General features: G+C 50.5%; 6 protein-coding genes and 4 pseudogenes. 4 read left to right on the plus strand and 6 right to left on the minus strand.

Annotated features, from left to right (window positions below; all coding sequences use genetic code 11):
* A pseudogene (locus QKE52_RS12860) lies at window positions 1-287 on the plus strand (hypothetical protein); the annotation flags it as partial.
* Here the strand turns inward: QKE52_RS12860 and QKE52_RS12865 are convergent.
* The 5 genes from QKE52_RS12865 to QKE52_RS12885 all read right to left on the minus strand — a co-directional run bounded on the left by QKE52_RS12865 (window position 284) and on the right by QKE52_RS12885 (window position 7697).
* Window positions 284-1660: a hypothetical protein gene (locus QKE52_RS12865; RefSeq protein WP_141756298.1), complete on the minus strand. Its 1377-nt coding sequence runs from the start codon at window positions 1658-1660 to the stop codon at window positions 284-286. The pseudogene QKE52_RS12860 and the gene QKE52_RS12865 sit on opposite strands and share 4 nt — an antisense overlap.
* Window positions 1653-2309 (minus strand): ATP-binding cassette domain-containing protein, encoded by a 657-nt coding sequence (locus QKE52_RS12870; protein ID WP_049157198.1) that lies wholly within the window; start codon window positions 2307-2309, stop codon window positions 1653-1655. Before QKE52_RS12870 ends, QKE52_RS12865 begins: the two co-directional genes overlap by 8 nt.
* A gap of 1249 nt (window positions 2310-3558) precedes the next feature.
* A complete protein-coding gene (locus QKE52_RS12875; protein WP_347948973.1) occupies window positions 3559-6006 on the minus strand; it encodes a hypothetical protein in 2448 nt (815 codons plus the stop codon).
* Window positions 5999-7477, minus strand: a complete 1479-nt coding sequence (locus QKE52_RS12880; protein ID WP_049157201.1) for an ABC transporter ATP-binding protein — start codon at window positions 7475-7477, stop codon at window positions 5999-6001. The genes QKE52_RS12875 and QKE52_RS12880 overlap by 8 nt, the downstream gene beginning before the upstream one ends.
* A gap of 76 nt (window positions 7478-7553) precedes the next feature.
* On the minus strand, window positions 7554-7697 hold the full coding sequence (locus QKE52_RS12885) for a hypothetical protein (protein ID WP_158010520.1): 144 nt from the start codon (window positions 7695-7697) through the stop codon (window positions 7554-7556).
* Window positions 7698-8519: 822 nt separating this feature from the next.
* Between QKE52_RS12885 and QKE52_RS12890 the strand changes: the two are divergent.
* The 3 pseudogenes from QKE52_RS12890 to QKE52_RS12900 form a co-directional block, all read left to right on the plus strand.
* Window positions 8520-8738: pseudogene (locus QKE52_RS12890) on the plus strand (Na+ dependent nucleoside transporter N-terminal domain-containing protein); the annotation flags it as partial.
* Between the two features lie 60 nt (window positions 8739-8798).
* Window positions 8799-10016, plus strand: a pseudogene (locus tag QKE52_RS12895) (IS3 family transposase).
* Between the two features lie 44 nt (window positions 10017-10060).
* A pseudogene (locus QKE52_RS12900) lies at window positions 10061-10969 on the plus strand (nucleoside transporter C-terminal domain-containing protein); the annotation flags it as partial.
* A 52-nt stretch (window positions 10970-11021) separates the two neighbouring features.
* Here the strand turns inward: QKE52_RS12900 and QKE52_RS12905 are convergent.
* On the minus strand, window positions 11022-11957 hold the full coding sequence (locus QKE52_RS12905) for a sugar-binding transcriptional regulator (RefSeq protein WP_049154338.1): 936 nt from the start codon (window positions 11955-11957) through the stop codon (window positions 11022-11024).
* Window positions 11958-12029: the final 72 nt, after the last annotated feature.

A 12029-nucleotide genomic window follows, 5' to 3' on the forward strand; every position in this document is an offset into this window, starting at 1 on the left:
CCCAAAACCGGAAGAGCCTCTTTGACCGGGCAACCGTGTCAACCCACCGGGTTTCGCATAAGCGTGGGGCCTATGTCACTGGCTACGAGCACATTCCATCTGGAATGGACTCCAATCGTGGACTGTGGACAAGCGACTACTTATATCGCGAAGCCAGCAAAGTTGGTCCGGTAACACGCAAAGTCATCGGAAGAAGTGAGTGTCTGATGCAGCGGCTGAATGAAGAAGTGGTTGCATTCTCTAGCCACTTGCAGACGACCAGCCGAAGAGAAACATGCTTCACTTAGTTCCTCGAACGGTGGTCAGCGATGTACTTGTGGTGAAGGTACTTCCAAAGGGAGTAGAAGAGCCCGAACAGGATGAAAGATAAATAGAGTGCCCCGGCTAATAATAGCGAGACCATCATTGACAGCCCGGCGATTGCAAATTTTATCGACGAACCAAGAACTATCACATGAATGATCGAGCTGACCAGTGCGAATATAGCTGCAATCCCAAGGCTGACACACATAAACAGAAATGGTAAACCTGCGAATCTGACAAGATAGATCACCGAGACAGGAAACCCAATTTTATTAAGTCGGTCAGTTGTAATCGTGACCTGATCTACAGCCATTAGAAATGATGTGACCGACAATATTCCTACAAAGAACAGGGGCAAACCAAGCATTACAAGAAAATCCCAATTCTGGATTCCCCCACCCACTTGATTTAATGCGTCAGCCTCTGTGTGTGAAACTGAAAGGACAATAGCTGGAATGCCCAGCACGTAGGACAACGGCAAGACGATAGACTTCGTCATATTATGAAGCTCTGCAGAGAATGCGCCCAGTACAGCTATCCCGGGAGTGACACCAGCCAATCGGGTAGTACCTTTCTCTATCGCTCTGACGATGTGCAGAATAAAGCGACTACATAGCCAAAACAAGGCAGATACCATAGCTAGAATGACAAAAAGTCCTGCTTGAGCACCAGCCTGGACCGCTATTACAAGAAAGACGACGGGCAGTACAGCGGCCAAGTCTCCCCACCGCAGCCTATTGAGCCCGTCAATTGAAACACGTACAGGCTTCGCTCCCGATGCCTGAGTCTTCTGCTTCAAAGCGTAACCAATGAACGTGATAATGCCGACAATGAAAACGCTAACAGTGATTATGAGCGTAGCCATCAAAATTGAATTCAGCGATATCGGCTCAAAAAACTGACCAGGGTACAACAAATCGTCAGAGTCCCGACGGGAAATCAGCATCACTAACCGCTGAAAGAGTACAGCTACAGGATAAGAAAGTAAGATAGCCAAGACTTCGATGAATAGGAGCTGTGCGATGAGCATGACAAGGTACCGTCGAGCCGGCCATCCCACAATTTGTAGACAACCGATGAAATAGTCAAGTTTGGTAAACGCTCTATTCACTATCTGCGGAATGCAGAAAATCGAGGCAATCGTCCAAGAGATAGCAACATTTGTCGCTACATTCACCGTGACAGCCTCACCCACTGCTGTACCTTCAGTCGCGGCTCGGGTATTAAGAACAGCTGCAAGTACGCCGATTGAAAAACCGATAGCTACCGCAGCTGCAACGTTGGGACCTAACGACGCTCGAAAATACGATTTTGTAACTTTAAGCGAGATTGCTTGATCGCGATTGGGATTATCCATTGATTGTCCCGCCGTCCAAACGAACAATACGATCACATAGCTTTGCAATGACCGGATCATGGGTAACGATTAGACCGTGTCCCCCCTGTGAACCGCACCAGTTTTTGATTTCACCAAAAGCCCGATGTGCGTTCTTTTCGTCCAAGCTCCCTGTCGGCTCATCGGCGAATAACAACTTTGGGCCACTAGCCAAGGCCCGCGCGATTGCTGCCCGCTGTGCTTGTCCACCTGAGACTTCTTCAGGCAGAGAGTTCCTTTCTGTTCCAATAGCCAAGCTGTCTAAAACTGTTTTGGGGGAGATCCCCTTCGGCTTACCCGACAAGGCCCAAGACAACTCCGCGTTCTCAAGCAGGTTTAATCCCGGAATCAATAGGTGGTCTTGGAAAACTATTGATACAGAATCCCTTAGATGTTTGCGCACCTTTCGTTTTGGCAGGCCCGATATCTGGATTCCATCAAGCACGCTCTTACCTTCGGATAACCGCCCAATACCAGCGAGTCCATTAAGCAGAGTGGTCTTGCCTGACCCAGACGGCCCCATGAGGGCTACCACTTCGCCATTCGCAATCGAGAAGTTCACATTCCGGAATAGCCAATCCTTCCTGTTCTGCACCGTGAATTGAAATCCAGCGTCAATAACCTCAAACATCTACCGGTCCTTCACTGTAGGAAGAAAATTTATCAAGAATGCCATGCCAATGATTCTCTTTAACCGATCAACATCCCATGGCGTATTGGCATGTCCCCCGGAAACATGTAGTTGGATAAGGTCTTCGCGCAGATTCAAGCCGAAGCGGAGCTGGTCCCTGTTACTAATACGTGAATCGTACATAGATGAAAATGACAAGATTGGTAGGTCTTTTTGAGCGACTTCGAAGCCTTTTCTGAGCAAACGTCGGGAAGAGAATGGCAACCTTTGTAAAATATGTTGATTATCAAGGTCTGACAAATATGAGGAACCCTTTGCTGAGATGCATCGATCAAATATCAGGCCCGAATAGGCGGTTCGCTCCTTAGCGATCGACAGAGTAAGGGGCACCGAACCAGCAGAGACGGTGCTAGCAACCACCCGACCTTTGGTCGCAAAATGTTTTGAAATGCAGCTCAAATCATCGGCATAGTCTGCGAGACAGTCTCGTGGCTGAGGCAAAAGCAGCTCCCGAACCCTAAGTAGATTCGAGCCTTCAAACGTAGTTGTGGCGTCTGCAACTCGTTGGCCATAAACCCCATACGAGTGCACTAAGTACGTGTCACAATCATTGTTGACAGAATCTGCTGTGGAAATCTCAACATCACAGATGCTAGATGAGTGTGCTAAATCAAAGACTGGCCAAGAAAGTGATGACCTCCAATACTGTTGGATGTCGCACGATAGCCGTTGAAGAAAGTCGGAGGACACCTCATCTGTAGCCCTGATAGATTGTTGCAATAGCGATTGAGCATCAGTCGCGGAGAAATTTTCTGAAATGTAATGAATTGAAGCTCCAGATTCCAATACTTCCGGTGGGAGTTTTCTAAATGGCCAGGTTTCAGAAATTACGCGATACTCTGCGTTTGCATCCGGAGAGCAAAATTCCCACTCAAGTTCGCCATGCACAAACCTGCACCGCAAAGACTCAATATGTCCCGACCTCCAAACTTTTATAAAGATTTCAGGCTTGTTACGATCCACTAGGAGTACTGGCTCCGCTACAGGGAGAGTCTCGGCTCGAGTTGGAGCATCTGCAAACAACACACGCAAGTACCATCTTTCGTGGCCAGTTGGATCATAGATGCACAGAAGGACTCTGAACTCAACGAGCTCAATTATGTTCGTGACTGCACAAAATGAATCTAGGACTGCAATATCAGGCGAGCCCGAAGTATGAGTGGCTGCATGAAAGCTTCCTGTCTTTTGATCATAATTCAAAATCATCGAGCGCCTCCATTGAAACAATCCTGAGAAGTCCAGGCAAAAGTATGAACCCTCCTGCGCCTTCTGATACATCAAAAACATAGCGAAGGGAAGAATCGTCTAAGAAAAGGTCTCCCGCGCTATCCATCGGTAGTAATCTGCGCACCCGCCTGTAGAGGGCAGGTACTGAATATGGACGATCCAGGTAGCTGCTAATTCCAGCGGTTCCCACTATGAGCCCCATCATCCCGTTCGCGAGGCCACTACAAATGCTGAATTCAGTGTCCACAGCGTTCAGCAGACGTTCTGCCTCTGGGCGCAGCCAATCGCCGCCTAGAGTCTTCTTTATCATTGGCAAGAGTAGACCGAATCCGGCGCTCCCTGTGCTGAGGTACGGAAGTAGGCGGTTACCCTGGACGGCGAATAGAGCTCCTTCACTATTGGAGTCGTAGTTCGTCAATTCCTGTTCAACTAAGTAGGTAATGGCTTCTTTTGCTAGTGCAACATCGGATTCATGCATTTCTTCCAACCAGAGAGACAAAATCCATGCCAATCCCAGAGGCCCATACAGCAGGCCTGTACGCTGGTCGTTCGGCCGGTTAGAGTTCTCATGCAAGGGCTTTTCGAAGTGTAAACTCCGTGCTTGCTTTGCAATACGAAGAATCCACTTACGTACTACTCCTTGGTATGCACAAACTTGGCTCGAGAATCGTGCAATCAACAGGAGCTGCAGTACTTCGGATCGTGAGATGCTTGCAGCTGGGGCCTCGATGGACTGGTACTGCTCTTCCAGTCGGTCTATGATGTCAGGAAGCCCAACACCGTAGGATGATTGACTGTGCTGCAAAAAATTAGGTACGACTCGAGCTAAATCCCAGTCGGCTTGTAGAGCTGTCTTGAGATACGCAAATTCCAGGCAATACCCTGCGCCATTTTCAAGGCGATCAGGTGAGACTGAGATGCTGCCAGTTTCGCGGATGCAAAGCTCGGCATCATGACTGATCTTCTGCCTCATTGTTCTTGCTGTAATCGTAGGTTTTTTTGAGTCCGAGAAGGAAGGGTCTAGTAGGGGGTTTCTCAGACGACCATCAACAGCGGCGAGCTTCCTTAGCTGTTTCAACAGCGTGGATACTCTGTGATCATTCAGCATACTTTCATAGGGGTCATCCCATCTGCGATCCCAGCCGGCCTCGTTGAATTGATTTACTCGTGTATTCCCGAAGGTCAGTTCCTGAATAATTTGTCTAAAGGCGAACCAGTCGGATTCTTCCGCATCGTTTACGTTGAAATTGGCGTAGCCTTGTGCTTTAGAGCTTCCGGGAACGTCGTCCGAAGAATTTGTAGCCTCCTCAAAGTCTACGAAATACACTTCTTCGCCATCAGTTAGAACATTACGACCGTGGAGGTCGCGATGGTATACCTCACTGTAATGTAACAGCTTTATGCGCTTTTCCAGCCGAGTTGCAACTTTCAGCACTTCGCGAAGATAAGGAACCCAATCGTCGCCATTTCTCGCATATAGTGGAAATTTCGCTTTCTTAAACTGATGAAGATCTAGGCATTCTAAATCTTCTGTTATTAGCGCGACATCAGTGGCTAACTCGGTTAAAGCAAGAACTCTTGGAGTCGCACCAGAGCTTATAAGTCTGCTTAGTTGTGTGTGCTCGTTCTTGACTCGAAAGGCTCCGTCGTTCAAGTCTTGATCAAAACCTGCAAATTTCCGGCCAAGCTTCAAGAACGCTTTCTTTCCATCAAAAGTGCAGCGGTATATTCCGCCGGCGTTCGACTGCTTTACGAGAGTGACATTTGAAACATCGAGAGTCCTCCCGCTTTGCAGACGGGCAACAGCCTCATGCACGATCTTTAAGTCTGTCTCGGGACTTTGCACTGGGTCCAAGACCTCGCGGCGGTCAGGAACGAGGTCTCCATCGTCATTCAATAAGCAGTACTCTCCGTCGGCATTGACCATTGGGACGAAAGCTCCATACCTGAAGTGGATGCAGGGAACGGGACCGGACAGGTCGGTTAGAATTTCAGGCCCGTCAAATGGTTTAAGCCTAGAGGCAAGGGCGATTACTACTTTTTCAAAGGATGCTTTGTCGGGGTAAATAGTTATCAGCTTCCCTGCCGATGTGCGATTAGCATTTTTACTGTTTGCAAGAAAGTATGAGTCCCGTGTATTGACTATCTTGAAGTGCAACCGATACTCATCAATAACCGCTAATGTTTGAGTTACGACTTCATCAAGGTCGGTCGGACTTGATGAGATATGTATCTTCCAGCCTTGAGGGGAAATATCGGAACCGATTAGCCGATAGCTGGTCCAATATTCGCCCCGTCGGAGTACATAACCATCGAGCTCTCCCGTCAAGAAATCCTCTGTGGTGTCCTCCAGAGTTGGGAGTGCGTAAAATCTTCGCGAGCGAAGGAGAGCTCCTTCGAAGTTAAACATTTTCCTCAAGCTCCAATACGTTAGCCGGCAGCATAAATTCAACGAAGTCGGAGTTGTGCGTGGACAGTATTACCCTCGCACCATTGTTGACGTGGTTGCGTAGTAGCTTTGCGAGATCTCGTTGATCGTCCGTGCCAAGAGAAGAAGTTGGTTCATCCAGGATTAGCGTTTCTTTGTTAGATGAGAGCGCAGCAGCAATAGCCACTCTTTGTCTCTCGCCTCCGGACATGCGGGCGATAGTGGTCGTCAACGTGCAATCGGGCATTCGCAGACAACTCAAGTTGTTCATGAATCGCTCGGAGTCTGGTCCACTTCCATATAGCTGTAAGGTATCTTCAAGAGTATGTGGAAGTAGCTTCGGTTCTTGACTTACAAAGGCAGTGTCGGTGGGCCCGACCGTGGCTGCAACGTCGTGCAGGAGCGTAGTCTTACCGATGCCGCTAGGACCCAAAATTATGGTGATGCCAGTTGAATCCAGCAGCTTTTGCTGGTTTCTATCCAGGACTTTTAAGACTCGTTCCGGCAGGGCCTTTCGAGGATTCTCAATATCATTTAGAGTGGAAATTTCACGCCACGCAGTGTGTGCCTTTGCCCGTTGGCTGGCCAAAGATAAAGCCCGAAGCAGTGGTGCCATTAATATGAACATGTACATTAGAAACTCGATGAGTTCCGAAGGATCCATGGCTCCTACCCGCACTCGCCATGACGCTACGCCCAAAGTTGTGACGGCCAGGATGGGTACTATAGAACCATTAAATGGTGCAAACTGAGCTTGTATAGTGGCTGACCGGTAGGTTGCTTGCTGTAAATTATCAAAACTGTTTGTTACGATTTTTTTTAGGTGTTCAAGACGCCCATTCAGTGTTGCTACCTTGGCGACCGAGAAGTATGTCAATAGGGTGTCGCTTAGTTCATCTCGAGAGCGGAGGTTTGCCTGTTCCGCCCGAGCCATGCGTTTTAGAAATGGCACACTCAATGCTGAAAGGGAAACTCCCATCGCTAGCACTAAGAGCGTCAATATTGTATCAATACGCAAAAGGGCTATGAAGGCGAAAATGAACATTCCCGCCCCAGGAAGTATCTTGCTTAGCAGTCCTACGATGTAGTGTGCAACTGTATCAGTATCGCCAACGACAACTTGTAGTCCTCTCCCGTGGTTCAGCTCAAACTGGTTTGCGTCGACCGTTGAGATTAGGTCTTTTTGAAGAGATCCTCTTATTTTGGCAATCAAGCGCCCTTCTTGTCGAATCAATAGCGCATTGAAAGTGGTTGCAAGAACTACTACCAGTAATAGGGCTAGTGCTTGCTCTTCGAGACTCTCCCCAACGTTGTTAGAGCCGTCAATTAGCTTCGCTAGTAGGGCGGGCTGTACTATAGAGAATCCTGCGAAGGCGCTTGAAAACGCAAGACACCAAATAATCTGGCTCGTAACTCCCCAACGGCGAAAGCGTCTGGCGATTTCCATAATCATGAGCTACCCACTAAAGTAGACTGGCGGGAGAGGCCCCCTCCCGCCAGTATAATCGGATACATTGCTTTACTAGGCGCTAGTTTCCACAGTAAGACCAAGTGATGGTGCTGACGTCGTTGTCGCCGCAGTGATTCTGGCTGAAGGTGCTCTCCTTCCGTTCCTCACTCTTCATTGCAAGGTCGGTTTCGTCGACCATGGCCTGCAGTGTACGGATGTTCATGTCGCCTCCTTTCCTGAGCTAGGTTGTATCGGTCAGACTATTTATGCCAAGACTGCCGGTCAATGAATGAGGATCAGTGTTTACAAAGAATTAACCGGGAATTAATCGTGGGCATTTGAGACTTATTCCGCTTTGCAGGCAGGCATCGCAAGAAGTTGCGACTCGACCGCCACTTGACTTCGTATCGAACGGTTCCCGGACTGCGACGACCGGAGGTCACAGACTTGAAAGGGTGACGTGTCCTCCGGTTTTCGTCGTGTGGGTAGTTGATGGGAGCTGTCCTCTGGTTGGGGACTTGTAGACGGTAATCTTTCGATCACTACCTGGCTTTGTGCTGACAGAGCCCCACTTGGGCTTGGAGTGGTCTAGGAATTCGGTCCAGTTCATTTGAGAGTGTCTGATGGTTTGTGTGTGGGTACGGGCCTGACCCCGGAAAGTAGATGTTCATGATTCCGCCACGACTGTCGATAAGTTAATCGAGATGTTTACCGACAAAATACACAACATCACTAAAACTCTGACCTGGGGCCAAGGCGTAGAACTAGCCCAAGTAAACAGGCTGAGCATCGCACGTGGACTAGCAGTCTACTTCTCTTCTGTGATCCACACTCGCCGTGGCAACATCCTACCAACGAAAACACCAACGGGCTAGTCAGAGACTTCCTGCCCAAAGGAGGCGACGTTAGTACCCGACCGACAAGGACATCCAACACATTCAAGACCTTCTCAACGGACGCCCTAGAAAAGTCCTCAACTGGTATAAACCAGAAGAGAAGATACAAGAACTATTCAAGTGATGCATCCACCACTTGAAACCGCCTCGCCTTTCAGATTGTCTTCTGCTACCTAGTGCTGGCATGGGAGCCCGGCTTCAAAGCTCTCGAAGCGGTCTCCCACAGCCTAACCACACTCACTGATTTCACGAACGAAGGAACGTCGTTTGTATTCGGTGGCTTGCTTGGGGAAGACTTCATTTTCGCCCTCAATGTTCTTCCGGTTGTCATCTTCTTGGGCGCGATCATTGCTGCGCTCTACTATCTCTGAGGTTACCCTCGTTTAGTGGACACCCTATTTGTACGGATCTTGTGTCCGTAAGAGAGGATGTTCATTGTGAGTCAACAGCGCAAGAAGTACACGCCGGAGTACCGGCGTGAGGCCGCGAACCTGGTAATCGAGTCAGATCGGCCGATTGCTCATGTGGCTAAGGAAATCGGTGTTTCCGCCGGGCTTTTAGGCCGATGGGTCAAACTCGAGCGTGAACGCCGAGGAGCCTCGGATGGGATGAGTGAAGCTGATCTTCGTGCTGAGAATGCTCGTCTGCGCCGGGAGCTGGCTGAAGCGAAGATGGATAATGAGTTTTTGTCAAAAGCGACGGCCTTCTTCGCTGCGAAGCAACGCGAGCAGAAAAGTTCGAATTGATGCGGCCAGAGCAAGGCGAACTACAGCATCAAGCGCATGGCACGACTATTAAAAGTGTCTCGGTCTGGATACTACAAATGGGCCCATGTGCAGCAGAAACGACTATCCGGAAAAGATGATCGGTCAGCATTTTACGATGATGTTGACCGTAAGATTCATCAGATTTGGAAAGACTCTGATGAGGTTTATGGTGCTCCGCGGATCACCGCAGAACTTACCGAGCGCTACCGCATTTCGCTCAACCGGAAGACTGTGGCGAAGCGGATGCGCATGATGGGCATTGAAGGGATTTCACCGCGTGCCTTTGTCCCGGTGACAACGATTCAAGCCAAGCGTAAGTCAACTCTTCCTGACCTGGTCAAGCGCATGTTTGATACAGGTCAGCTCAACCGAGTGTGGATGTCAGATATTACCTACTTGCGCACCGGTGAGGGCTGGTTGTACTTGTGCGCGGTCCGCGATGGTCATTCCCGCAGAGTGCTGGGCTGGGCTATGGATAGTGTTCAAGACACAAGTTTGGTTGAACGGGCCCTGCGGATGGCGCATACACTGCGCGGTGACGTTCCTGATGGGCTGGTGTTTCACGCTGACCGTGGAACGCAATTTACCAGTGAGAAGCTCTGGCAGGTGTGCCGCAGACTGGGCATTGCTCAGTCTGTGGGGCGTACTGGTGTGTGCTTCGATAACGCGATGGCTGAGTCGTTCTGGTCGACGCTAAAGACTGAATTCTACGACCGGCAGCGATGGCCTACCCGTGATGCTGCACGCAAGGCTGTTGCCTACTGGATGGAAGTCGTCTACAACCGTCGGCGCCGGCACTCTGCACTCGGAATGGTCAGCCCCGTCGACTTCGAGAACCACGCCGGCGCAATCAACAGCAGAAAAGAAATAGCTGCCTAACCACTAGGTAGCTCCACTACGTGTCCACGATTTGCGGGCAACCCCATCTCCGGGTTATCCAGTACTTCGTCGAGTATGTCGGTTCGGGCATTAAATGGCTTATGGGCACATCCAAGGTGGAGTCTGTCTGGGCCACGACAGTTGTTTTCCTCGGCCAGTCGGAGGCCCCTCTCGTCATCAAGCCGTACCTGCCCAAGCTCACTCGTTCGGAGCTCTACACCTGTATGGTCGGCGGCTTCGCCTCGGTCGCCTCGGTCGCCGGCTCCACGCTCATTGGTTATTCCCTATTGGGCGCACCGTTGGAGTATCTTCTGGCCGCATCCTTGATGAACGCTCCAGGTTCCCTTCTTATCGCCAAGGGCCTCATGCCGGAGACCGAGGAATCTAATCTAGATGCCACGGTCAAGGACGTGCGCGATAACGATTCCAAGAACATCATCGATGCCATCAGTAGCGGTGCCATGGCCGGTGGCAAGATTGCCATTTCAGTGGCCTGCCTCCTCATTGCCTTTATCGCTATGATCGCGATGCTCTCCGCCATCCTCGGCGGCGTAGGTTCCATCTTCGGTCAAGACAATTGGTCTCTTGAAGGCCTCTTTGGTCTCCTCTTCGCTCCGGTGGCATGGCTCATCGGTGTTCCGTGGGATGACGTTATGCAGGTTGGCAACTTCATTGGCCAAAAGACAATCCTCAATGAATTCGTTGGTTACACCGCCTTTGGTGAAAGCATCGACCAGCTCAGTGATAAAGCCATCATGCTCTCTTCCTTTGCTCTGGCGGGCTTTGCCAACATCTCCTCCATCGGTATTCAAATTGGAGCGATCGGCGGCCTCGTACCGGAGCGCCGCGGCGAGATTGCGAAACTCGGGCCTAAGGCCCTGTTCGGCGGCTTCTTGACCAACATGCTCAATGCTGCCATTGTGGGCGTCATCGTCGCCCCCATGGTTCTTTAACCCGCACCAAGGAGAGCCTCTCAGCACGAGGGGCTCTTGTGTTTGTTTTCTCCTAAAGCTGAAGCAATCGGTTCGCTGTTTCTTTGTCGATGACGACATGCGTCGCCAACTTCATGCGCAGCGCGGTATCGATGGCCGCCATCTTTTGAAGCCCACCGGCCACCATGAAGCGTTGCGGAATCGCCTTTAGTTCTGAAAGTGAAATGCCGATAGTGCGCGCATCTATAGCTGGCGAAGCCACCTCCCCATCGGCCGTGTAAAAACGCGAGCATGCATCACCAACGGCCTGGCGTTCAAGCACATGGATCTCCTCTTCACTGAGGTATCCAAGGTTCATCAACAGGCTATCGCGTGAGACAGCTCCCACAGTGAAAACCGCAAGATCAGCGTGGCGCCCTGCATTCAAAATTGAAGAAATGTGTCTATCTTTCTCGACGATTTCTTTTGCTTCCGCAGAGTCGAAAATAACCGGCAGAGGCAGACTTAGAGTCTCGGCTCCAAACGCCGCACTAATGCGCTTGAGCGTATCCATGTCATTCGTCACGCGGATAGAGTGCGAATGTCCGCCTTTGAGCTGTACAATCTCGACTCCAGCCACGCTTTTTGGCTGCATATGCCGCGCCACTGCGTGCATGGTATTCCCCCAGGAAATTCCCACGCTCATACCGTCATGGACAAGTTCATGGAGCATCTTGGCCCCGACGCGCCCCAAGCCCTCTGTAAGCGTGTCTTCATCACCACGAGGGCTAAAGACGAGACGAACATCCTCAAGCCCATAACGCTCCATTAGGCGTTGGCCTAGTTCATCGCCGTCCTCACGGGGATCATGGATTTCGACCGTGACGTATCCGCGGGTTTTGGCATGTTGCAAGAGCTTGGCAACGGTTGGCCGGGACAACCCCATCTCAGCGGCCACCTCGCTTTGGCTCAGTCCTCCGCGATAGTAAAGCTTGGCCACCTGCAGTGATTGTTCGTCACGTAGCTCCATGGTCGATTCCTCTCATCCACTCTGGTTTGAGCCGCAAAAATGGCCGAGCGACGCTTTCCAGCACCACCCAGC

The organism is Corynebacterium sp. c25Ua_47, assembly GCF_039907205.1.
In the GTDB taxonomy this organism is placed as follows: Bacteria; Actinomycetota; Actinomycetes; order Mycobacteriales; family Mycobacteriaceae; genus Corynebacterium; species Corynebacterium hiratae.

What these genes read in the sequence shown, in the direction of transcription:
- QKE52_RS12885 (WP_158010520.1), bottom strand. Translation starts at nt 7,697, where the DNA reads ATGAACATCCGTACACTGCAGGCCATGGTCGACGAAACCGACCTTGCA.
- QKE52_RS12870 (WP_049157198.1), bottom strand. Translation starts at nt 2,309, where the DNA reads ATGTTTGAGGTTATTGACGCTGGATTTCAATTCACGGTGCAGAACAGG.
- QKE52_RS12880 (WP_049157201.1), bottom strand. Translation starts at nt 7,477, where the DNA reads ATGATTATGGAAATCGCCAGACGCTTTCGCCGTTGGGGAGTTACGAGC.
- QKE52_RS12865 (WP_141756298.1), bottom strand. Translation starts at nt 1,660, where the DNA reads ATGGATAATCCCAATCGCGATCAAGCAATCTCGCTTAAAGTTACAAAA.
- QKE52_RS12875 (WP_347948973.1), bottom strand. Translation starts at nt 6,006, where the DNA reads ATGTTTAACTTCGAAGGAGCTCTCCTTCGCTCGCGAAGATTTTACGCA.
- QKE52_RS12905 (WP_049154338.1), bottom strand. Translation starts at nt 11,957, where the DNA reads ATGGAGCTACGTGACGAACAATCACTGCAGGTGGCCAAGCTTTACTAT.